At 69.1% G+C, this 21,052-nt stretch carries 22 protein-coding genes; 16 read left to right on the top strand and 6 right to left on the bottom strand.

Annotated elements, in window-relative coordinates:
• Positions 1-85: 85 nt before the first annotated feature.
• A complete protein-coding gene (locus ACLQ28_RS02600) occupies positions 86-1,546 on the bottom strand; it encodes an SDR family oxidoreductase (protein ID WP_425684558.1) in 1,461 nt (486 codons plus the stop codon).
• 35 nt (positions 1,547-1,581) lie between these two features.
• On the opposite strand from ACLQ28_RS02600, the gene glyA reads away from it, so the two are divergent.
• The 13 genes from glyA (at position 1,582) to ACLQ28_RS02665 (ending at position 12,591) form a co-directional block, all read left to right on the top strand.
• Positions 1,582-2,871, top strand: coding sequence for a serine hydroxymethyltransferase (gene glyA, locus ACLQ28_RS02605; protein ID WP_425684559.1), 1,290 nt, complete (start codon positions 1,582-1,584; stop codon positions 2,869-2,871).
• Positions 2,864-3,289 (top strand): hypothetical protein, encoded by a 426-nt coding sequence (locus ACLQ28_RS02610; protein ID WP_425684560.1) that lies wholly within the window; start codon positions 2,864-2,866, stop codon positions 3,287-3,289. The genes glyA and ACLQ28_RS02610 overlap by 8 nt, the downstream gene beginning before the upstream one ends.
• A 189-nt stretch (positions 3,290-3,478) precedes the next feature.
• Positions 3,479-3,715, top strand: a complete 237-nt coding sequence (locus ACLQ28_RS02615) for an AtpZ/AtpI family protein (protein ID WP_088991414.1) — start codon at positions 3,479-3,481, stop codon at positions 3,713-3,715.
• Positions 3,716-3,726: 11 nt separating this feature from the next.
• Positions 3,727-4,524, top strand: a complete 798-nt coding sequence (atpB, locus tag ACLQ28_RS02620) for a F0F1 ATP synthase subunit A (RefSeq protein ID WP_425684561.1) — start codon at positions 3,727-3,729, stop codon at positions 4,522-4,524.
• A 66-nt stretch (positions 4,525-4,590) separates the two neighbouring features.
• Entirely contained in the window at positions 4,591-4,839 is a 249-nt protein-coding gene (locus ACLQ28_RS02625) for a F0F1 ATP synthase subunit C (RefSeq protein ID WP_393138350.1), read from the top strand.
• A 27-nt stretch (positions 4,840-4,866) separates the two neighbouring features.
• On the top strand, positions 4,867-5,403 hold the full coding sequence (locus ACLQ28_RS02630; protein ID WP_425684562.1) for a F0F1 ATP synthase subunit B: 537 nt from the start codon (positions 4,867-4,869) through the stop codon (positions 5,401-5,403).
• A complete protein-coding gene (locus tag ACLQ28_RS02635; RefSeq protein ID WP_425684563.1) occupies positions 5,403-6,224 on the top strand; it encodes a F0F1 ATP synthase subunit delta in 822 nt (273 codons plus the stop codon). Before ACLQ28_RS02630 ends, ACLQ28_RS02635 begins: the two co-directional genes overlap by 1 nt.
• A 142-nt stretch (positions 6,225-6,366) precedes the next feature.
• Positions 6,367-8,019, top strand: coding sequence for a F0F1 ATP synthase subunit alpha (gene atpA / locus ACLQ28_RS02640; RefSeq protein ID WP_425684564.1), 1,653 nt, complete (start codon positions 6,367-6,369; stop codon positions 8,017-8,019).
• A gap of 4 nt (positions 8,020-8,023) precedes the next feature.
• Positions 8,024-8,953 (top strand): F0F1 ATP synthase subunit gamma, encoded by a 930-nt coding sequence (locus ACLQ28_RS02645; protein WP_425684565.1) that lies wholly within the window; start codon positions 8,024-8,026, stop codon positions 8,951-8,953.
• Positions 8,953-10,389 carry a F0F1 ATP synthase subunit beta gene (gene atpD, locus ACLQ28_RS02650; protein WP_425684566.1) on the top strand — a complete coding sequence of 479 codons (1,437 nt, stop codon included), beginning with the start codon at positions 8,953-8,955 and terminating at the stop codon, positions 10,387-10,389. Before ACLQ28_RS02645 ends, atpD begins: the two co-directional genes overlap by 1 nt.
• Positions 10,390-10,610: 221 nt before the next feature.
• Complete coding sequence (locus ACLQ28_RS02655) at positions 10,611-11,753, top strand: LCP family protein (RefSeq protein ID WP_425684765.1); 1,143 nt, start codon at positions 10,611-10,613, stop codon at positions 11,751-11,753.
• A gap of 88 nt (positions 11,754-11,841) precedes the next feature.
• Positions 11,842-12,123, top strand: a complete 282-nt coding sequence (locus ACLQ28_RS02660) for a F0F1 ATP synthase subunit epsilon (RefSeq protein WP_425684567.1) — start codon at positions 11,842-11,844, stop codon at positions 12,121-12,123.
• A 12-nt stretch (positions 12,124-12,135) separates the two neighbouring features.
• Positions 12,136-12,591, top strand: a complete 456-nt coding sequence (locus ACLQ28_RS02665; RefSeq protein ID WP_425684568.1) for a DUF2550 domain-containing protein — start codon at positions 12,136-12,138, stop codon at positions 12,589-12,591.
• Between the two features lie 862 nt (positions 12,592-13,453).
• Here ACLQ28_RS02665 and ACLQ28_RS02670 read toward each other — a convergent pair.
• Complete coding sequence (locus ACLQ28_RS02670) at positions 13,454-14,026, bottom strand: cob(I)yrinic acid a,c-diamide adenosyltransferase (protein ID WP_425684569.1); 573 nt, start codon at positions 14,024-14,026, stop codon at positions 13,454-13,456.
• Between ACLQ28_RS02670 and murA the strand changes: the two genes are divergently transcribed.
• Positions 14,025-15,467, top strand: a complete 1,443-nt coding sequence (gene murA / locus ACLQ28_RS02675) for a UDP-N-acetylglucosamine 1-carboxyvinyltransferase (protein ID WP_425684570.1) — start codon at positions 14,025-14,027, stop codon at positions 15,465-15,467. The genes ACLQ28_RS02670 and murA overlap by 2 nt on opposite strands.
• 69 nt (positions 15,468-15,536) lie before the next feature.
• On the opposite strand, the gene ACLQ28_RS02680 is transcribed toward murA, so the two are convergent.
• Positions 15,537-16,085, bottom strand: coding sequence for an RNA polymerase sigma factor (locus ACLQ28_RS02680; RefSeq protein ID WP_393138365.1), 549 nt, complete (start codon positions 16,083-16,085; stop codon positions 15,537-15,539).
• Positions 16,086-16,129: 44 nt separating this feature from the next.
• Here ACLQ28_RS02680 and ACLQ28_RS02685 point away from each other — a divergent pair, with 44 nt between their 5' ends.
• Positions 16,130-17,563 (top strand): serine/threonine-protein kinase, encoded by a 1,434-nt coding sequence (locus tag ACLQ28_RS02685; protein WP_425684571.1) that lies wholly within the window; start codon positions 16,130-16,132, stop codon positions 17,561-17,563.
• On the opposite strand, the gene ACLQ28_RS02690 is transcribed toward ACLQ28_RS02685, so the two are convergent.
• Positions 17,554-18,177, bottom strand: a complete 624-nt coding sequence (locus ACLQ28_RS02690; protein ID WP_425684572.1) for a hypothetical protein — start codon at positions 18,175-18,177, stop codon at positions 17,554-17,556. The genes ACLQ28_RS02685 and ACLQ28_RS02690 overlap by 10 nt on opposite strands.
• Before the next feature lie 219 nt (positions 18,178-18,396).
• On the opposite strand from ACLQ28_RS02690, the gene ACLQ28_RS02695 reads away from it, so the two are divergent.
• Positions 18,397-19,245: a 3-hydroxyacyl-CoA dehydrogenase family protein gene (locus ACLQ28_RS02695; protein WP_425684573.1), complete on the top strand. Its 849-nt coding sequence runs from the start codon at positions 18,397-18,399 to the stop codon at positions 19,243-19,245.
• 44 nt (positions 19,246-19,289) lie between these two features.
• Here the strand turns inward: ACLQ28_RS02695 and ACLQ28_RS02700 are convergent, their stop codons facing one another.
• The gene (locus ACLQ28_RS02700) at positions 19,290-20,135 is read right to left on the bottom strand and encodes an ABC transporter permease (RefSeq protein ID WP_425684574.1); all 846 of its coding nucleotides are present in this window, start codon (positions 20,133-20,135) and stop codon (positions 19,290-19,292) included.
• On the bottom strand, positions 20,132-21,040 hold the full coding sequence (locus ACLQ28_RS02705) for an ABC transporter ATP-binding protein (protein ID WP_425684575.1): 909 nt from the start codon (positions 21,038-21,040) through the stop codon (positions 20,132-20,134). Before ACLQ28_RS02705 ends, ACLQ28_RS02700 begins: the two co-directional genes overlap by 4 nt.
• Positions 21,041-21,052: the final 12 nt, after the last annotated feature.

Here is a 21,052-nt window from a genome sequence, read left to right on the forward strand (position 1 = left end):
GTGCTTAGGCCTCAGAACGGCGACACAAAGTGCAAGATCGCGGGGGTTGGGGGGCGGGGGCGGGGTTGGGGGAGCGGGGTTGGGGTTAGGGGGTTTGTTCGGCGTTGCGGGCGATGTTGCGGGCCATTCCGCCGAAGACCACCGCGTGGAAGGGGGCCACCGAACCCCAGTAGGCGTGCCCGCTCAGCCCGCGAGGCAGGAACACCGCGCGTTGCTGGTAGCGGCTGCGGCCGCCGTCGCCCGGCAGCACCCGCATCTCCAGCCAGGCCCGGCCGGGCAGCCGCATCTCGGCGCGCAGTCGCAGCAACTCGCCCGGGATGATCTCCTCGACTCGCCAGAAGTCCAGTGCCTCACCGACCTGTAGGCGATGCGGGTCGCGTCGACCCCGGCGCAGCCCGACCCCGCCGACCAGCCGGTCCAGCCAGCCGCGGATCGACCAGGCGAGGGGGAACGAGTACCAGCCGTGTTCGCCGCCGATGCCCTCGATGACCCGCCAGAGCGCTGCGGGTGAGGCGTCCACCGCCCGCTCGCGGACGTCGGTGTAGGCGGTACCGCCGGACCAGTCGGGGTCGCTGGGCAGTGGCTCGGCGGGTGCGTCCGGGCCGCTCGCGGTCGACCAGCGGGTCTCCACCTGGGCGTCGCGCACCTTTGCCAGCGCCAGCGCCACCGCGTCGTCGAAGCCGGTCAGCCCGCCGGCAGGGTCGGGCACGTACCGGGCGATGTCGTGTTCGTCCGCGACCGCCTCCTGGATCAGGCTCTCCACCAGCGGGCGGGCGATGGCGTTGGGCACCGGGGTGATCAGGCCGACCCAGTGCGAGGAGAGCGACGGGGTGAGCGCCCGGACCGGCACGATGATCCGCGGGCGCAGCCCGGCCACCCGGGCGTAGCGCTGCATCATCTCGCGGAACGTGAGCACGTCCGGCCCGCCGATGTCGAAGCCCCGGTTGACCTCCGCCGGCAGCGTGGTGCAGCCGACCAGGTAGTTCAGCACGTCGCGGACCGCGATCGGCTGGATCCGGTTGCGCACCCAGCGCGGCGTGATCATGGCGGGCAGTCGCTCGGTCAGGTACCGCAGCATCTCGAACGACGCCGAGCCGGAGCCGATGATCACCGCGGCGCGGAGCACTGCCGTGGGCACTTCGCTGCCCAGCAGGATCCGGCCTACCTCGGCCCGGGAGCGCAGGTGCGGCGAGGGGACGGCGTCGGTCGCCGGCAGCGGCCCGCCCAGGTAGACGATTCGGCGTACGCCGGCAGCGCGGGCCGCCTCCGCGAAGTTCGTCGCCGCCGCCCGGTCGGCCGCCTCGAAGTCGGGCCGGCCCAGCGAGTGCACCAGGAAGTAGGCGACGTCCACGTCGGCGAACGCGGCGGGCAACGTCTCCGGCCGGCTCAGATCGCCCTCGACGATCTCGGCCGCCGAGGCCCAGGGCACGTCGCGCAGCCGCACCGCCTTGCGGGCCAGGCAGCGCACGGTGTGACCCTCGGCGAGCAGCAGCGGCGTCAGCCGCCCGCCGATGTATCCGGTGGCTCCGGTGACGAGGCATCTCACAGGTCTCAGTCTGCGGCCCCCTAGACTCGTTCGCTGTGGAGACCGAGACGAGCACCTTCTGGGGGCCGGATTTCGCGCAGCTCAGGGCCACCGACCCGGAAATCGCCGGGGTGGTCCTGGGCGAGCTGGACCGGTTGCGGGGCGGCCTGCAGCTCATCGCCAGTGAGAATCTGACCTCGCCGGCGGTCCTGGCCGCGCTCGGTTCGACGCTTACCAACAAGTACGCCGAGGGCTACCCGGGCCGGCGCTACTACGGCGGCTGCGCCGAGGTGGACCGGGCCGAGGAGATCGGCATCGCCCGGGCCAAGGAGCTCTTCGGCGCCGAGCACGCCAACCTCCAGCCGCACTCCGGGGCAAGCGCCAACCTGGCCGCGTACGCCGCGCTGGTGCAGCCGGGAGACACGGTGCTGGCGATGGACCTGCCGCACGGTGGTCACCTCACCCACGGCAGCCGGGTGAACTTCTCCGGCAAGTGGTTCCACCCGGTCGGTTACCCGGTCCGCCCGGACAACGAGCTGATCGACTACGACGAGGTACGGGACCTGGCTCGGGCACACCGACCGAAGCTGATCATTTGTGGCGCCACCGCGTACCCCCGTCTGATCGACTTCGCGCGGTTCCGGGAGATCGCCGATGAGGTCGGCGCGTACCTGATGGTGGACGCGGCGCACTTCATCGGCCTGGTCGCAGGCCGGGCGATCCCGTCCCCGGTGCCGTACGCCGACGTCGTCTGCGCCACCACCCACAAGGTGCTGCGCGGCCCCCGCGGCGGCATGATCCTCTGCCGCGAGTCGCTGGCCCAGCGGATCGACAAGGCGGTCTTCCCGTTCACCCAGGGCGGCCCGCTGATGCACGCGGTCGCGGCCAAGGCGGTCGCGCTGCGCGAGGCCGCCCAGCCCGAGTTCCAGACGTACGCCAGGCAGGTGGTCAGCAACGCGCAGGCGCTCGCCGCCGGGCTGGCCGATGAGGAGATGCGCCCAGTGTCCGGTGGCACCGACACCCACCTTGCCCTGATCGACCTGCGGGAGTTGGGGGTGACCGGCGCCGAGGCCGAACGCCGCTGCGAGGCCGCGTCGATCACCCTGAACAAGAACGCCATTCCGTACGACCCGCAGCCGCCGATGGTGGCCTCCGGTCTCCGGGTGGGCACCCCGAGCGTCACCACCCAGGGCATGCGGGAGGGGGAGCTGCGGCAGGTGGCCACGCTGATCGCTCGCGCGGTGCGCACCGATCCCGGGGCACCGGGCGGCGCCGACGAGCTGACCCGGGTCGGTGCCGAGGTGGCTGAGCTGGTCGCGGCGTTTCCGGCGTACCCCCGTGGCTGAGCCCGGGGTGGTCGAGTCCGGCGCCGACCGGCGTTGGCGGTTGCGGCACCTGCCGGTGTTGCTGGCGGCGTCGGCGGCGTTGGCCGCAGTGGCCGCAGTGGTGGGCGGGGTGACCGGCGGCGCGACGGCCGCGCTCGGCGCGGCGGCCGGCGTGGGCGTCACGGTGCTCAGCTACACGCTGACCACGGTGGTGCTGGCCCGGGCCGACCAGGTCAATCCGCAGTTGCTGCTGCCGCTCGGCCTGGGCCTGTACGTGCTGAAGTTCAGCCTGCTGGGTGGCGTGCTGGTGGCGGTGGCGTCGACCGGCTGGCCCGGGTTGATCCCGCTCTGCCTCGGCATCGTCGCCGGGGTGGCAGTGTGGACTGCGGTGCACATCTGGTGGCTGACCACGGTGCACGCTCGTCGGTCGCGCAGCTGACCTGCCGATCGGCCGGTCGTCCCAACTATCGGACGCGCGGCAACGTGTCGGCCTCCGGTCATTTTCCGACGGGCGGAAGGGGAGTACCGTGCCCACAGACGACGGCGCCCACGAGAAGCCCACACAACGACGGTTGTGCGGGGGGTGAGGCACAGCCTCGTCTCCCCGGCTGATATCGTTCGCCCCGTCATGGCTGGTGACCAAACCCCCCGTCCCGCCGGTGAACCGGACGACTATCCGTCCGGCGCCGGTCAGGGTTGGACCGCGCTCAGCTACCTCATCGGAGGCATGTTGGTGTGGGGTTTCATCGGTTGGCTTGTTGACCAGTGGCTCGACACCGGCGGCGTCGCCACCGGGATCGGCGTCGTGCTCGGTATGGCCGGGGGGATCATCCTGGTCGTCCGCCGACTCGGCACGCCTACTTAGGAAGGGACGCGGTGTTCGGACAGGCGAACGTTCTGGCAGCGGGCCAGGCGGCATTTCCACCCAGCGTGGAGGACTTCTACCTGCCCAGCATCCTGCCCTGGGGTGCGCACGACTCGTACTGGTTCACCAAGATCACGGCGATGGTCTGGGTCGCGGTCGGCGTCCTGATCATCTTCTTCCTGGCGACGTACCGGAAGCCGCAGCTGGTGCCGACCAAGAAGCAGTGGCTCGCCGAGTCGATCTACGGCTTCGTGCGGAACAACATCGCGGTCGACATGATCGGTCACCAGGGCGTGCGCTTCGCGCCCTACTTCACGACGCTGTTCTGCTTCGTGCTGATGACGAACGCGTTCGCGATCATCCCGTTCTTCCAGATCTCGCCGAACTCGCACATCGCCTTCCCGGCGATCCTCGCGATCATCAGCTACGTGCTGTTCAACTACATCGGCATCAAGAAGCACGGCTTCGTTAAGTACTTCAAGAACTCGCTGGTCCCGCCGGCACCCTGGTTCATCCTGCCGCTGCTGATCCCGATCGAGCTCTTCTCGACCTTCCTCGTCCGGCCGTTCTCGCTCGCGGTTCGTCTCTTCGCGAACATGTTCGCCGGCCACATGCTCCTGCTGGTCTTCACGCTCGGCGGCTTCGCCATGCTGAGCTCCACTGCCTGGCTGGCGCCGGTCTCGGTGCTCTCCTGGGTGATGACCATCGCCCTCACCTTCCTCGAGTTCCTGGTGATCTGCCTGCAGGCATACGTCTTCACCGTCCTCACCGCCAGTTACGTGCAGGGCGCGCTCGCCGAAGAGCACTGATTCACCGCACCAACCGTTGTCGTCCCGCGTGAGAGTCACGCGTGATACCCAGGAGGAACCACACCAATGGACGCTAGCGTTCTCGCCGCCGCAGAAGGTGTCGTTGGCAGCACCGCCGCCATCGGCTACGGCCTCGCGGCCATCGGCCCGGGCATCGGCGTTGGCCTGGTCTTCGCCGCCTACATCCAGTCGACCGCCCGTCAGCCGGAGTCGTCGCGGATGACCCTGCCGTACGTCTGGATCGGCTTCGCCGTCATCGAGGCGCTGGCGCTGCTGGGCATCGCCTTCGGCTTCATCTGGCAGGGCCAGCTCTAATCCCGCTCGTCGACCGGGAGGTCACCCATGTTGTTCCTCGCCGCTGAGGGTGGTGAGCCGCACAACCCGATCATCCCGCCCTGGCAGGAGATCGTGGTCGGCAGCATCGCCTTCGCCGTTCTCTGCTACGTGCTGATGAAGTTCGTCTTCCCCCGCATGGAGCAGACGTTCCAGGCTCGGGTCGACGCGATCGAGGGCGGCATCAAGCGCGCCGAGGCCGCCCAAGCCGAGGCCAACCAGCTGCTCGAGCAGTACCGTGCCCAGCTCGCTGAGGCCCGGACCGACGCCGCCAAGATCCGTGACGACGCGCGGGCCGACGCCGAGGGCATCCGGCAGGACATCCTCGCCAAGGCACGGGAAGAGTCCGACCGGGTCATCCAGGCCGGCAAGGACGCACTCACCGCCGAGCGGGCCACCATCGTGCGCGAGCTGCGCGCCGAGGTCGGCACCATCGCGGTGGACCTGGCCAGCAAGATCGTTGGCGAGTCGCTGGCCGACGAGGCGCGCCGTAAGGGCACCGTCGACCGGTTCCTGAGCGATCTTGAGAGCACGGGGGCCCGCTGATGCAGGCCGCCAGCCGGGAGTCGTACAAGATCGCGGCCGAGCGCCTCGACGCGTACGTCCGCGGCGCGGAGCCGTCGGCGGTGGCCTCCACCGCCGACGCCATCCTCTCCGTGGCGACCCTGCTGCGGCGGGAGCCGCGGCTGCGCCGCGCGCTGTCCGAGCCGGCTCGTTCCGGTGCGGATCGCGGCGCTCTGCTCGGCGACATGCTGGGTGGGCGGATCGGCGCCGACGCGCTCGACCTGCTCGTCTCGCTGGTCTCCGGCCGTTGGTCGGCACCGTCGGAGTTGCTCGACGGTGCCGAGCGCCTCGGCGTGGAGGCCCTGCTGGCCAGTGCCGACAAGGCCGGCGAGCTGGGCGAGGTCGAGGACGAGCTGTTCCGCTTCGGTCAGGTCGTAGCCGGTCAGTCGGCGCTGAGCAACACGCTGGCCGACCCGGTCGCCCCGGTCGAGCAGCGGGCCACCCTGGCCCGCGAGCTGCTCGCCGACAAGGCCCGTCCGGTCACCGTCCGCCTCGTCGAGGTCGCACTCGGCGGCTTCGGAGGGCGCTCCTTCACCGGTGCGCTCACCCGGCTGGTGGAACTCGCCGCCGAACGACGCGACCGGCAGGTGGCGTACGTGACGGTCGCGGCCCCGTTGAGTGACTCCGACGAGCGCCGGCTGGGTGCGAGCCTCACCGCGATATACGGTCGAGAGGTCTCCGTCAAGCAGACGGTCGACCCCCACGTCCTAGGTGGCGTGAGCGTGCGGGTCGGCTCCGACCTGTACGACGGCACCATCCTGCGCCGCCTCAACGAGACCCGCAACGCGCTCGCGAAGCGCTGATCGGCTTCGCCGTCCAACGGCTGAGCGGCTCCCGCCGCCCAGCGTTGCGGCGGTCCTGCCGTGCAGCGCCCGGATTGACAGACGCCATTCGGACCGGTCGGTACTAGGTATCCCGGGCCCCTGAATTTTAAGGAAGCAGAGGATGGCCGAGCTGACCATCTCGACGGAGGAGATCCGCGGCGCCCTGGAGCGCTACGTCTCTTCCTACTCGTCCGACGTCTCCCGCGAGGAGGTCGGCACCGTCGCCGACACCGGCGACGGTATCGCCCACGTCGAGGGCCTGCCCTCGACCATGACCAACGAGCTCCTGGAGTTCGAGGACGGCACGCTCGGCGTGGCGTTGAACCTCGACGTCCGGGAGATCGGTGTCGTCGTTCTCGGTGACTCCGCCAAGCTGGAGGAGGGGCAGCGCGTCAAGCGCACCGAGCGGGTTCTCTCCGTTCCGGTCGGCGACGCCTTCCTCGGCCGCGTGGTCGACGCGCTCGGCCAGCCGATCGACGGGCTCGGTGACATCGCCAACGAGGGCTTCCGCGAGCTGGAGCTGCAGGCTCCGAACGTGATGTCCCGCCAGTCGGTGTTCGAGCCGCTGCAGACCGGCATCAAGGCCATCGACGCGATGACGCCGATCGGTCGGGGTCAGCGGCAGCTGATCATCGGTGACCGTAAGACCGGTAAGACCACTGTCGCCCTGGACGCGATCCTCAACCAGCGGGACAACTGGCGCACCGGCGACCCGAAGAAGCAGGTTCGCTGCATCTACGTCGCCATCGGCCAGAAGGCCTCCACGATCGCCTCGATCAAGGGGCAGCTGGAAGAGGCCGGCGCGATGGAGTACACCACCATCGTCGCCTCCCCGGCGTCCGACCCGGCTGGCTTCAAGTACCTGGCCCCGTACACCGGCTCGTCCATCGGGCAGCACTGGATGTACGGCGGCAAGCACGTCCTGATCGTCTTCGACGACCTGAGCAAGCAGGCCGAGGCGTACCGGGCCGTGTCGCTGCTGCTGCGTCGCCCGCCGGGCCGTGAGGCGTACCCGGGTGACGTCTTCTACCTGCACTCCCGCCTGCTGGAGCGTTGCGCGAAGCTCTCCGACGAGCTGGGTGGCGGCTCGATGACCGGTCTGCCGATCATCGAGACGAAGGCCAACGACATCTCGGCCTTCATCCCGACCAACGTCATCTCGATCACCGACGGCCAGATCTTCCTGGAGACGGACCTGTTCAACCAGGGCGTCCGTCCGGCGATCAACGTCGGCACCTCGGTCTCCCGGGTCGGTGGCGCCGCGCAGGTGAAGCCGATGCGGAAGGTCGCCGGTTCGCTGCGGCTCAACCTCGCGCAGTACCGCGAGCTGGAGGCGTTCGCCGCCTTCGCCTCCGACCTGGACCGGGCCTCCCAGAACCAGCTGAACCGCGGTTCCCGCCTGGTGGAGCTGCTCAAGCAGCCGAACTACTCGCCGTACCCGGTGCAGGAGGAGGTCGTCTCCGTCTGGGCCGGTGTCGAGGGCAAGCTGGACGACATCCCGGTCGGCGATGTTCGTCGCTTCGAGGCGGAGTTCCTCCAGTACCTGCGGCACAAGCACCAGGGCGTGCTGGCTGGGATCGCCGACAACCAGTGGGGCGACGACATCATCGGCTCCCTGGACGCCGCGATCACCGAGTTCAAGCAGGTCTTCCTCGGCAAGGCCGACGAGCGTCGGGTCAACGACGCCCCGGCCCAGCCGCTGGAGGGTGACGAGAACCGCGAGACGGTGACCCGCTTCCGCGACAGCGCGACCGACCGCCCGGCCGAGAGCTGATCTCATGGCCGCCCAGGTACGCGTTCTTCGTCAACGGATCCGCTCGGCGAAGTCGATGAAGAAGATCACCAAGGCGATGGAGCTCGTGGCGACGAGCCGGATCGCCAAGGCTCAGGCCCGGGTGCAGGCGTCCCTGCCGTACGCCCAGGCCATCACCGGTGTGCTCACGGCGCTGGCGTCCAACGCGCGGATCGACCACCCGCTGCTCACCCCGCGCGAGCGGGTGCGGCGGGCGGGCATCCTGTTGGTCACCAGTGACCGCGGTCTGGCCGGCGGCTACAGCTCCAACGCGATCAGGATGGCGGAGTCGCTGATCGCGCGGCTCAAGGCGGACGGCAAGGAGCCGGTGCTCTACGTGATCGGGCGTAAGGGCGTCGGGTTCTACCGGTTCCGCAACCGGCCGATGGAGGCGAACTGGACCGGCTTCAGCGAGCAGCCGTCGTTCGAGGACGCCCGTACCGTTGGTGAGACGCTGATCAAGGCGTTCACGGCCGGTGCGGACGACACCGACGGCAACGCCGGAGCCGACGGGGTGCTCGGCGTCGACGAGTTGCACATCGTCTACACCGAGTTCCACTCGCTGATGACGCAGAACCCGGTCACCAAGGTGATCGGTCCGATGCAGGTGGAGGACCGGCCGCGCTCCGAGGGGTTGCTGCCGGCGTACGAGTTCGAGCCGGAGGCGGAGGCGCTGCTCGACGCGCTCCTTCCGAGGTACATCAACACGCGGATCTACGCGGCGTTGATCGAGTCGGCGGCGAGTGAGTCGGCGGCACGTCGGCGGGCGATGAAGAGCGCCACCGACAACGCCGAAGAGATGATCGAGAAGTACACGCGTGAGATGAACTCGGCCCGGCAGGCCGGGATCACCCAGGAGATCAGCGAGATCGTCGGCGGCGCCAACGCGCTTGCCGCGTCGGGAAGTGAAGTGTGATGACTGCACCAGTAGAGACCAAGACGGCCACGGGTCGCGTGGTCCGGGTCATCGGCCCGGTCGTCGACGCCGAGTTCCCGCGCGACGCCATGCCGGCCCTGTTCAACGCCCTGAATGTCAAGGTGAACCTGTCCGGCGGCGAGAAGACGCTGACCCTGGAGGTCGCCCAGCACCTGGGTGACAACCTGGTCCGCGCCATCTCGATGCAGCCGACCGACGGTCTGGTTCGCGGCGCGACGGTGCGCGACCTTGGCGAGCCGATCAGCGTGCCGGTGGGCGACGCGGTCAAGGGCCACGTCTTCAACGCGATCGGCGAGGTGCTCAACCTCAAGGAGGGCGAGACGTTCGAGGCCGACGACCGGTGGGGCATCCACCGCAAGGCCCCGGCATTCGCCGACCTGGAGCCGAAGACCGAGATGCTGGAGACCGGCATCAAGGTGATCGACCTGCTCGCCCCGTACGTCAAGGGCGGCAAGATCGGCCTGTTCGGCGGCGCGGGCGTCGGCAAGACGGTGCTCATCCAGGAGATGATCACTCGTGTGGCCCGCAACTTCGGCGGTACCTCGGTCTTCGCCGGCGTGGGTGAGCGCACCCGTGAGGGCAACGACCTCATCGCCGAGATGACCGAGTCCGGCGTCATCGACAAGACCGCGCTGGTCTACGGCCAGATGGACGAGCCGCCGGGCACCCGGCTGCGGGTGGCGCTCTCCGCGCTGACCATGGCGGAGTACTTCCGCGACGTGAAGAAGCAGGAGGTGCTGCTCTTCATCGACAACATCTTCCGCTTCACCCAGGCCGGTTCGGAGGTGTCCACCCTGCTTGGCCGTATGCCGAGCGCCGTGGGTTACCAGCCGACCCTGGCTGACGAGATGGGCGAGCTCCAGGAGCGGATCACCTCCGTCCGGGGCCAGGCCATCACGTCCATGCAGGCGATCTACGTGCCGGCGGACGACTACACCGACCCCGCCCCGGCCACCACGTTCGCCCACCTGGACGCGACCACCAACCTGGAGCGGTCGATCTCCGACAAGGGCATCTACCCGGCCGTGGACCCGCTGGCGTCCTCGTCCCGGATCCTCGCCCCGGAGTTCGTCGGTCAGGAGCACTTCCAGGTCGCGACCGAGGTGAAGCGGATCCTGCAGCGCTACAAGGACCTGCAGGACATCATCGCCATCCTCGGTATCGAGGAGCTCTCCGAGGAAGACAAGATCACCGTGGCCCGGGCCCGGCGGATCGAGCGCTTCCTGTCGCAGAACACCTACGCCGCGGAGCAGTTCACCGGCGTACCGGGCTCGACGGTTCCGATCAAGGAGACCATCGAGGCGTTCCGGAAGATCAGCGAGGGTGAGTACGATCACTTCCCCGAGCAGGCGTTCTTCATGTGCGGCGGTCTCGAGGACCTGGAGGCCAAGGCCGAGGAGCTGATGAAGGCCTGACGGCCTGATTCGATCCGCAACAAAAGACTGCCCCGGCAATGCCGGGGCAGTCTTTTGTTCATCTTCGCGCCTTACCATCGTCGCGGTCCGTTACTCGTGGTCGTCGGTTCCGGGACACCCGAGCTACGGTCGATCCGCACGCTCACCTGAACGAGCGTTGATCTTTGCAACCTTTCGACGACGTGCGCCCGTCTTCCTCCCTGTGGGCGTAACGAACGGAGCTGCTCGTGGGTAAGGCCGGCAAGCGTGGCCGCAAGTCGTCCATCTGGCGGGGTGTGCCGCGCTGGGCCAGGGTCTGCACGGTGTTTGGCACTGTGCTGACCATGCTCAGCGGAGCGGTGCTGGTCGGCACCGAGGCACTCATGGCCCGCTACGAGGGTGCGGTCGGTAAGGCTGACCTGTTCGGCGACCAGGCGGCCGGCGCCAAGGAGAAGAAGAGCGACATCAAGGGCCCGCTCAACCTGCTGCTGGTCGGCATCGACCCGCGTACGCCGACGGCCGCGCCGCTGGCCGACTCGATCATGGTGCTGCACGTGCCGGCGTCGATGGACCGGGCCTACCTGTTCTCTCTGCCGCGTGACCTCTACGTGCACATCCCGGAGTTCAAGAAGGCCAACTTCCCCGGCGAGACCACGAAGATCAACGCCGCCATGTCGTTCGGCAGTCGGGTGCCCGAAGGTAACCCCGACGCCGCACGAGGCTTCGAGCTGCTGGCCACCACTGTGCAGAACGTGACCGGCATCAAGCGGTTCGATGCGGGAGCGATCATCAACTTCACCGGCTTCCAGAAGATCGTCGACGCCATGGGTGGCGTCGACATGTATGTCGAGCGGGACGTGAAGTCCGAGCACAAGCAGCCGGACGGCAAGCCGCGGCCAGGCAACACGCGCGGCGAGGGCTACGTCGGCCCGCAGGCGATCTACAAGAAGGGCAACCACCACCTGAGCGGGTGGCAGGCGCTGGACTACGTCCGGCAGCGCTACCCGAAGAACGGTGTTCTCGACTCCGACTACGGCCGGCAGCGCCACCAGCAGCAGTTCGTCAAGGCCATGGTCGGGCAGGCGTTCAGCGCAGACGTGGTGGCCAATCCGCTCAAGCTGGACAAGGTGCTCCGCGCCGCCGGTCAGTCGCTGATCTTCAACGGTCGAGGCAACAGCGTGGTCGACTTCGGGCTCGCACTGAAGGACATCCGCCCCAACACCATCCAAATGATCAAGCTCTCCGGTGGCGGCCTCTACGAGGGCAAGAAGTACCTGGGTGAGCAGTTCCAGCCAGGCGTCCCGGACTTCTTCACCGCCCTGCACAACGAGCAGCTCGACGCGTTCCTGCTGGAGCACCCGGAATTTGTGAACAAGACCAAGTAGTCGTGACGCGGTTCTCCCCACCCGCGTTGGGCGCGCGTCCGCGTCAGGCTAGACTTTCGGCAATCCGTCGCCGCAGCAAGGAGACAGCGTGGCACAGCAGCTTCACGTCGAGCTCGTCGCCGTCGAGGAGAAGGTCTGGTCCGGTGACGCCGAAATGGTCGTCGCGCGGACGACCGAAGGCGAGCTCGGTGTCCTGCCGGGGCACGCGCCGCTACTCGGCCAGCTCGCCGAGCCCGGCCAGGTCCGCATCAAGCTTGCTGGTGGTGAGCAGGTCTCCTACGAGGTGGCCGGCGGCTTCCTCTCGGTGAGCGCCAACGGCGTCACCGTGCTGGCCGAGAGCGCAACCCCGGTCTCCGCGCAGAGCCGCTGAGCCACACCGGGGATGGAGATCGTCGAAGGAATCGGGGTCGGCGTTGTCGTCATCCTCGTTGCGCTTCTGATCCTCTTCGTCCGGCGAGCCCTGGTCACCCGTAGCGGTGGCATCATCCGGCTCAGCGTCCGAGTCACCACCATGCTCGACGGCCGTGGCTGGTCGCCCGGCTTCGGCCGGTTTGCCGGCGACGAGCTGCGCTGGTACCGGATGTTCAGCTTCGCGATCCGGCCCAAGCGGGTGCTTTCCCGTAAAGGGCTGGCGGTCGAACGCCGCCGGTTGCCGGAGGGTCAGGAACGGCTCTCCATGCCGGCCGACTGGGTGATCCTCCGCTGTACCAGTCACCAAGCACCGGTGGAGATCGCCATGGCGCGGTCGACCGTAACCGGTTTCCTCTCTTGGCTCGAGGCCGCCCCTCCGGGGGCGGTCTCGCCGCGTATGGCCTCCCAGGACTGGCCGGCTGCCTGATCTGCCTTTCTCTGGTCGCCGTGGGGGGGGGTTCCGGGGGAGCTCACACCCGGCTGCCTGATCCGCCTTTCTCTGGTCGCTGTGGGGGGGGTTTCCGGGGGAGCCCACACCCGGCTGCCTGATCCGCCTTTCTCTGGTCGCTGTGGGGGTTTCCGGGGGAGCCCGCCCGGCTCCGGGCGGTCAGGCTTGATCCCTGCGCCGGGCGGGCTCCCCCGGAAACCCGTCGTGGGCACGGTGCACCTGGCTGGCGCGGTTTTCAGCTGCCGTTGCCGGGTTCGGCGGTTTTGCTTCTCCGGGGGCCGGTTCTGGCTCTGCGTTGGCCGGTTCTGGCTCTGCGTTAGCTGATTCTGGCTCTTGGGCGGCTGGCGGGCTTGATCGACACGGGGTCGGCGATGTTGGGGTGTTCCGCTGGGTTGGATACCCCGATATCGCCGACCTGGAGCGGGTCAAAGGCCGGTTGTGTCGGCCGGGTTGTTCGGCCCGGCCGTGGGCCGCGCGGGCCGAGCCCATCAAGCTCTCCTGATCGACTCCACATCCGCGACATTGCGGTATCCGAGCGCTTGGGACACCGCAATATCGGCGATATGAAGTCGATCATGCGCCGGACCGCACCCGGCCGCGCAGTCGTGGGGTGCCTTAACGTCGGTCGCAGCCACCCGTCGGCCACGCCGCCTGCCCTGACGCTTCTCGGCTGTCGCGCCTCACGCCACCGGCCCTGAGCGGTCGTGCCTCACGCCGCCTGCCCTGACGCCCCTTGGCGGTCGCGCATCGCGTTGCCGGCCGACGAGGAGTCAGCCCTCACTAGGCGTGGCAGCGGCGAGATCGGGAACCCACACTACGACGTGGTGCAGCCCACCGACGCTCAGCGCTTGCCGCCCGGCACCCATAGCACATCTCCCGCCGGATTTGCCGTTCTTGACAGGATAAAGAGCAGATCGGAGAGCCGGTTGAGATACTTTGCCGGGAGCGGGCTGGTCCGTTCCGGATCGTGGCTGACCAGCGCCCACGCGGCTCGTTCCGCACGCCGGGCAGTGGTCCTTGCCACGTGCAGCAGCGCCGCGCCCGCGGTGCCGCCGGGGAGGATGAAGGAGTCGAGCTTGGTCAGGCGTGCGTTGTACTCGTCGCACCAGCCTTCCAGGCGCTCGACGTACTCCTCGGTCACCCGCAGCGGCGGGTACTTCGGCTCCGGCTCGACCGGGGTGGACAGGTCGGCGCCGACGTCGAACAGGTCGTTCTGTACCGACCCCAGCACGCCCTGCAGCTCCTCGTCGAGCCCACCCAGGGCGAGCGCGACGCCGATCGCCGCGTTGCACTCGTCGACATCCGCGTACGCGGCGATCCGTGGGTCGGTCTTCGGCACCTGCTCGTTGTTGCTCAGCCTGGTCATGCCGGCATCGCCGGCCTTGGTGTAGATGCGCGTGAGGTGGACGGCCATGACGCACAGCCTACGGATTCCCGACCTGACGATCCCGGCGCGTCCGGACAGCACCGCCAGTTGGCCGGTGGTGGTGGGCCCCGGCGACGCCGGCGATCCGGCGGTCAACGACGTCGACGTCATCCGGGTCCACGGTGACGCCCGACTGGCCGGCACCGTGCACGTGGTCGGCGCCAAGAACTCGGCGTTGAAGCTGATGGCTGCCGCGTTGCTCGCACCGGGCCGCAGCGTGATCACGAACGTCCCGCGGATCACCGACATCGCGATCATGGGGGAGGTGCTGCGCCGGCTGGGCTGTGACGTCCAGTTCGACACGGACGAGCCGGTCGACCCGATGGTTGCCCGCGGCGGCGTGGCCCGGTCCCGGTCGGTGACCATCGACGTGCCCGAGCAGCCCGGCGCGGAGGCCGACTACGACCTGGTCCGGCGGTTGCGTGCGTCGATCTGTGTGCTCGGCCCGCTGTTGGCCCGCCGGGGGTACGTGCGGGTGGCCCATCCCGGCGGCGACGCCATCGGGTCGCGTGGGTTGGACATGCACGTCTCCGGGCTGACCCGGATGGGCGCGGAAATCTCTGGTGAGCACGGGTTCGTCATCGCCTCCGCGCCGCACGGCCTGCGCGGCGCGGACATCGTGTTGGACTTCCCGAGCGTCGGCGCGACCGAGAACCTGGTGATGGCGGCGGTGCTGGCCCAGGGCATCACGACGATCGACAACGCGGCCCGGGAGCCGGAGATCGTCGACATCTGCACGATGCTCAACCAGATGGGCGCGCGAATTTCCGGCGCGGGCACGTCCACGCTGCGGATCACCGGGGTGCCCGGTCTGCGCCCCGTGCGGCACGCCACGGTGGGGGACCGGATCGTCGCCGGCACCTGGGCGTTCGGCGCGGCGATGACCCGGGGCGACGTGACGGTGACCGGGCTGGACCCGGCGTATCTGGAGGTCGCGCTGGACAAGGTGGTGGCGGCCGGCGGCCTGGTGGAGACCCGGGGGGACGGCTTTCGCGTACGGATGGACGACCGGCCCCGGGCGGTGGACGTGGTGACGCTGCCGTACCCCGGCTTCGCCACCGACCTGCTGCCGATGGCGATCGGTCTGGCTGCGGTGAGCGACGGGGCTTCCCTGATCACCGAGAACATCTTCGACGGCCGGTTCATGTTCGCCAACGAGATGATGCGGCTCGGCGCGGACATCAAGACCGATGGGCACCACGCGGTGGTCCGTGGGCGGGATCGGCTGTCCGGAGCCCCGGTCCAGGCGACCGACATCCGTGCCGGTGCCGGGCTGATCATCGCGGGGCTGTGCGCGCAGGGGGTCACCGAGGTCTCCCACGTGCATCACGTCGACCGGGGCTACCCGGACTTCGTGGCCGACCTGCGCGCACTCGGGGTGGCGGTCGAGCGGGGCACCACGCCGGAGGAACCGTCGCTGGAGATCTGAGGCCAACTCCGTCCGAGGGGCCGCACCGCGTGCGCCGTCCACCGGGGCGGCAAAGCGGCTCTCACGGCGTCAGGCGGCCTCCAGTGAGGCGCGTACGTGCCGTCGCGCGTCGTGGATGCGTGACTTCAGGGTGCCGATCGGAATGGCGAGGTGGTCGGCGATCTCGTCGTAGGTCAACTGGCACAGGTCACGCAGTACCAGTGGGGCGACCAGTTCGGGTCGGTGAGCCTCCAGCCGTTCCAGCGCGTCCAGCAGGTCGAGGCGGGAGCCCGCGATCACGCTCGTGGTGCGTGGGTCGACGGCATCGAGCGGGAGCAGCGGCGTGGTTTGTTCGTCGGCCCGGCGCTTGAGGCTTCGGTACGTCTGCCGGGCGCAGTTGGCCGTGACGACGTACAGCCAGGTGGAGAACTTCGATCGGCCCGCGAAACCGTCGATTTTGCGGGCGACCTGCAGAAGGGCATCCTGGCACGCCTCTTCGGCGTCCTGCCGGCACGGGAGGAAGCGCAGACACTGCCGCAGGACCTGCGGACGGATTCTGCTCAGCAGCGCGTCAAGAGCGGCAGCGTCGCCCGTGGCGGCGCGGCCGGCGAGCTCCTCGATTTCAAGATCGTCTGACATGCTCAGGCCCCGTTCCTCAGCGTCTTGCGGGCCATAATACGGACGTGTCAGTACCCGAGAAGATCGGCCGATATCGCGTTCTTCGGCGTATCGGTTCCGGAGCGTTCGCCACGGTGTGGCTCGGCGCCGACGATGAGCTGGACGCGTCGGTGGCGATCAAGGTGCTGGCAGACAACTGGTCGTACCACGCCGATCTGCGGGAGCGGTTCGAGCAGGAAGCGCGGATCATGCGGCGGACGGATTCCAGCCTGCTCGTGCGTGTGCTGGACGTAGGTGAGTTGCCCGACGGGCGGCCGTATCTGGTGATGCCGTACGCGGCCGGCGGCACCCTCGCGGATCGGCTCGCCTCAGGGCCGATGCCGGTACGGGAGGCGCTGCTCGTCGCGGCCGATATCGCCAGTGCCGTGACAGTGCTGCACGAGGCCGGTGTGCTGCACCGTGACCTCAAGCCCTCCAATGTGTTGTTTCAGCCGGCCGCGGATCGGGATCGGGTGCTCGTCGCCGACCTCGGCCTGGCCAAGGCGCTCGCGAACGCGTCCGGCTTCACCATCGCCGCCGGCACACCCGGCTACATGCCGCCCGAACAGGCCACCCCCGGCGGGGGACTGGACATCCGCGCCGACGTCTACGCGATCGGCGCGACCCTGTACCACATGCTCACCGGCAGCCCTCCCGAGCAGGCCAGCCGCGCGGGCAGGGGCGGGCGGTCGTTGCCCAGGCCGTCTCAGGTACGGCCCGGCGTCCCGTCCACCGTGGACGATCTGGTGCGACGCGCGCTGCATCACGACCCTCGGCAACGACCAGCGTCCGCGGCGGCCATGTTGGAGGAGTTGCGTCGGGTCATCGCGTCGATGGAACGGGACACGGGCCGTGGCCGGGTCGTGCGGCAGTTGACACGGGTCGTCGGCGTCGGGGTCGCACTGGCCGCGCTGGCCGCGACGGCGGGTTCCAGCCCCACGCTCCCGGCCCGGTCAGGTTGGGTACGCGTCCACGATGTCTCTGGCGCCCTGTCGGTCGCGGTGCCGTCGAGCTGGGCCGGCGAGGTGAAGGACGCCGGCTGGGATCCTTCGGTGTTGCGACTTCCCGCCGGTCAGGCGCCGGGTCTCGTGGTCGCCCCGGATCTTGCGCTCTGGCCGGATCCGGCGAGCCGGATACCCGGTGTTTTCGTCGGTGCGAGCAAGGCTCTGCTTGCCGGCGGCGCGGCACCCGCCTTGCCCAGCCACACCTCCTGCGTCCCGCAGCCCGACCGGACGGTGGACGTGCGCGGTAGCCAGGCACGGGTACGGCGCTGGACGTCGTGTGGCGCCTCGGTCTCGTTCAGCGAGGTGGTGCTCTCCGTGCCGCAGCGCGGCTACGGCGTCTACCTGCAGATCAAGCAGGTCGGCGACGCCGACCTGACCGACGAGATCCTGGCCGACCTGCGGTTGTCCAGCTCACTGGTGCCGCAGGCCGGCCGGGTCGGGTCGGTTCACTCGTAGCAGTCCTGGTTCTTGAACTGCAGGGTCAGCGCGGTGACCTTGCCGTTCCTCGTTGCGATGCGGTAGACGGCCTTGTCGTTGCCGGGGGTCGTCGCGTAGCCAGCGTTGACCCCCTCCCTGTATGCCGGGTAGATCCGAAGCACCTCGGCGCTTGACATGCCGATGCCCAGACCCTCGCGCGTCTTGATGCCGGGCCACACGTCGATGGCGGCGATTCCCAGGGTCGGTGAGAGAGTGACGTTCCCCTCTTCAGCCGGGGCGGCGCGCAGGGATGAGTAACCGCAGCGGCTCATCTCGAACGGACGCACCATTCCGGTCGCGTCGGCCTGCTGACGGGTCATTCCGAGCTTCAGCGAGCCGATGCCGTTCGGTCCCAGGACGAGCTGTTCGGTGGTGGGTTTGCTGGACGGCCGCGCGGACGGCGAAGACGGCGCGGACGGCGCGGACGGCGTGGACGGCGTGGACGACGCGGGCGTCCCGGTGGTGGTCGCGCCGATCGTGGGGTCTGGTGAGCCGGCCGGCGCGGCGTTGCCGTTCTGGTGCGCCGGTGAGGCACACGCGGCGACGAGCAGAAGGCAGGTGAGGGTTCCGACCAAGGGCGTGGCACGCATCATGAACTCCTGGGTGAATCCGCTGGGCTGTTGTCGTAGGGTTCGATGCACCCGCGCGGGAGTTTGTTCGCCGAGCGGAGTCGTGAATCTGTCACCGGTTGCCCACCCCCTCAAACTCACCAAGAGCGCCCGACATCCTTTCGTGTCGAGCGCGCTTAGTCATCGTTCAGGCTCGCCGACTAGGGTGCAGTGAGGCACTCAATCGCAGCGAGGGAGAAGCAGATGGCGGGTCGACTCGCGGTCGTCGGGGCGGGGTTGATGGGTTCCGGCATCGCCCAGGTGGCGGCGCAGGCCGGCTGGCAGGTGACGCTGCGCGACCTGGACGACGCGGCCACCACCCGAGGGCTCGGCGGCATCCGGAAGTCGCTGGAGAAGTTCGCCGAGAAGGGCAAGATCGAGGCGGCCGAGGTCGAGGCGACGCTCGCCCGGATCACCCCGACCACCGATCTGGAGGCGGCGGCGGACGCGGACATCGTGGTCGAGGCGGTCTTCGAGCGGCTGGAGATCAAGCACGAGGTGTTCCGCGCACTGGACAAGATCTGCAAGTCGGACGCGGTGCTCGCCACCAACACCTCGGCCATCCCGGTCACCCAGATCGCCGCGGTGACCGAGCGGCCCGAGGCGGTCGTCGGCACCCACTTCTTCTCCCCGGTGCCGATGATGCAGCTCTGCGAGCTGATTCGCGGTTACAAGACCAGCGACGCCACGCTGGACACCGCGCAGGCCTTCGCCGAGGAGATCGGCAAGACGGTGGTGGTGGTCAACCGGGACATCGCCGGCTTCGTCACGACCCGGCTGATCTCCGCCCTGGTGATGGAGGCGGTCAAGCTGGTCGAGTCCGGCGTCGTGTCCGCGGAGGATCTGGACACGGCCTGCCGCCTGGGCTTCGGGCACGCGATGGGCCCGCTGGCCACCACCGACCTGACCGGCGTGGACGTGCTGCTGCACGCCTCGAAGAACATCTACACCGACACGGCCGACGAGAAGTTCTTCCCGCCGGAGCTGCTCCAGCGGATGGTCACCGCCGGGGACCTGGGCCGCAAGACCGGCAAGGGCTTCTACACGTACTGAGTTTCACCCGACCGGGGCGGGCGGCAACCGCCCCGGTCGACCGCTCAGCCGTCGCGCTTGGTGGTCCAGCGGAAGGTGGTCAGGCAGAGCACCAGGCCGGCCACGCACCACAGGCCCAGCACCAGCGCGACCCGGCCCAACTCGAACGAGCCGCCCGGCTCCTGAGCGCCGAAGCTCTCGGGCAGGAAGACCGACCGCAGCCCCTGGCACATCCACTTGAGTGGGAACAGTGCAGCCACCTGCTGCATCCAGGTGGGCAGGTCGGTGAAGACGAAGAACACCCCGGAGATGAACTGGAGCACCAGGGCGACCGGGGTGACCACCGCCGAGCCGCTGCGGGCGGTGCGGGCCAGCGACGAGATCGCGATGCCGCACATCGTGCACGCGGTCACCCCGAGCACGGCGACCCAGCCGAAGGTGAACCACTTTCCGGCCGTACCCGGCAGGTCGAGGTCGAACAGCGCCACCGCGACGGCCAGCAGCAGCGCGGTTTCGGCGATGCCGATCGCCACCACCATGATGACCTTGCCGGCGAACCAGACCCACTTCGGCATCGGCGTGCCCCGGTAGCGTTTGAGCACGCCCCGGTCCCGTTCGATCGGGATCCAGATGCCGAGGTTCTGGAAGCTCACCGTCATCAGACCGGTCGCGATCATGCCGGTGATGAAGTATTGGGTGAACTTGACCCCGCCACCGATCGTCCCACCGAAGATCGACGCGAAGATCAGGATCATGATGATGGGGAAGCCCATCGTGAAGACCACGGACTCCCGGCTGCGCAGGAACTGGGTGATCTCCAGTCGGCCCTGGCGCAGGGCGAGTGCGCCTGCTGCCGGCCGGCGGCCGCGGCTCGCGGCGACCGGCGTCGCCGGCTTGGTCGTGGTCGTCATCGCGCGTGTCCGATCATGGTGAGGTAGACGTCCTCCAGGGTCGGCCGGGTCACGGTGAGCCCCGGGACCTCGCCGCCGTAGCGCGTGGCCAGGTCGGCCACCAGGGCCGTCGGCGTCGCGCTCTGCGCACTCTCCAGCGTCCCGTCCGGGGTACGCCAGGAAACCGTCGCGAGTGCCTCCTGCCGATTGCCCAGCCGGTTCGGGGCGGCCACCTCGACCAGCCGGCCACCGGCGATCACAGCGACCCGGTCGGCGAGCGCCTCGGCCTCGTCCAGGTAGTGGGTGGTCAGCACGATTGTGGTGCCGGCCGCGGCGAGGTCACGGATCAGCTCCCAGAACTCGCGGCGGGCCTCCGGGTCGAAGCCGGTGGTCGGCTCGTCGAGGAAGAGCAACTCGGGGCGACCGATGATGCCCAGTGCCACGTCCAGGCGGCGTTTCTGCCCACCGGACAGGGTGTGCGTACGGGCCTTCGCCTTGCCGGCCAGCCCGACCCGCTCGATCACCTTGTCCGGGTCGTCCGCGTCGGGATAGAAGCCGGAGAAGTGGCGGATCACCTCGGCGACGGTCAGCTCGTCGAACTCGCCGGTGCCCTGGAGCACGATGCCGACGCGGGAGCGCCAGTCGGCGGCGGGGTGTCGTGGGTTGCGCGAGGAGCGAGCTTGCGAGCCCCGCAGTCGCGACCCGAAGGCAAGCTCAGGGTCCGTGCCGAGCACGGTGACCTCGCCGGCGTCCCGGCGTCGGTAACCCTCCAGGATCTCCACCGTGGTGGTCTTGCCGGCGCCGTTCGGGCCGAGCAGAGCGAACACCTCACCGCGGTGGACGTCGAGATCCACGCCCGCCACCGCGACGTTGTCGCCGTACGCCTTGCGCAGTCCTCGAACGGAGATGGCCAGCTCGTCATCCATGCCGTCCAGTGT

The organism is Micromonospora sp. DT201 (assembly GCF_049841575.1).
In the GTDB taxonomy this organism is placed as follows: domain Bacteria; phylum Actinomycetota; class Actinomycetes; order Mycobacteriales; family Micromonosporaceae; genus Micromonospora.

What these genes read in the sequence shown, in the direction of transcription:
- ACLQ28_RS02615 (WP_088991414.1), top strand. Translation starts at nt 3,479, where the DNA reads ATGGCTGGTGACCAAACCCCCCGTCCCGCCGGTGAACCGGACGACTAT.
- ACLQ28_RS02625 (WP_393138350.1), top strand. Translation starts at nt 4,591, where the DNA reads ATGGACGCTAGCGTTCTCGCCGCCGCAGAAGGTGTCGTTGGCAGCACC.
- ACLQ28_RS02630 (WP_425684562.1), top strand. Translation starts at nt 4,867, where the DNA reads ATGTTGTTCCTCGCCGCTGAGGGTGGTGAGCCGCACAACCCGATCATC.
- ACLQ28_RS02635 (WP_425684563.1), top strand. Translation starts at nt 5,403, where the DNA reads ATGCAGGCCGCCAGCCGGGAGTCGTACAAGATCGCGGCCGAGCGCCTC.
- atpA (WP_425684564.1), top strand. Translation starts at nt 6,367, where the DNA reads ATGGCCGAGCTGACCATCTCGACGGAGGAGATCCGCGGCGCCCTGGAG.
- ACLQ28_RS02645 (WP_425684565.1), top strand. Translation starts at nt 8,024, where the DNA reads ATGGCCGCCCAGGTACGCGTTCTTCGTCAACGGATCCGCTCGGCGAAG.
- atpD (WP_425684566.1), top strand. Translation starts at nt 8,953, where the DNA reads ATGACTGCACCAGTAGAGACCAAGACGGCCACGGGTCGCGTGGTCCGG.
- ACLQ28_RS02665 (WP_425684568.1), top strand. Translation starts at nt 12,136, where the DNA reads ATGGAGATCGTCGAAGGAATCGGGGTCGGCGTTGTCGTCATCCTCGTT.
- murA (WP_425684570.1), top strand. Translation starts at nt 14,025, where the DNA reads ATGACGCACAGCCTACGGATTCCCGACCTGACGATCCCGGCGCGTCCG.
- ACLQ28_RS02670 (WP_425684569.1), bottom strand. Translation starts at nt 14,026, where the DNA reads ATGGCCGTCCACCTCACGCGCATCTACACCAAGGCCGGCGATGCCGGC.
- ACLQ28_RS02680 (WP_393138365.1), bottom strand. Translation starts at nt 16,085, where the DNA reads ATGTCAGACGATCTTGAAATCGAGGAGCTCGCCGGCCGCGCCGCCACG.
- ACLQ28_RS02690 (WP_425684572.1), bottom strand. Translation starts at nt 18,177, where the DNA reads ATGATGCGTGCCACGCCCTTGGTCGGAACCCTCACCTGCCTTCTGCTC.
- ACLQ28_RS02695 (WP_425684573.1), top strand. Translation starts at nt 18,397, where the DNA reads ATGGCGGGTCGACTCGCGGTCGTCGGGGCGGGGTTGATGGGTTCCGGC.
- ACLQ28_RS02700 (WP_425684574.1), bottom strand. Translation starts at nt 20,135, where the DNA reads ATGACGACCACGACCAAGCCGGCGACGCCGGTCGCCGCGAGCCGCGGC.
- ACLQ28_RS02705 (WP_425684575.1), bottom strand. Translation starts at nt 21,040, where the DNA reads ATGGATGACGAGCTGGCCATCTCCGTTCGAGGACTGCGCAAGGCGTAC.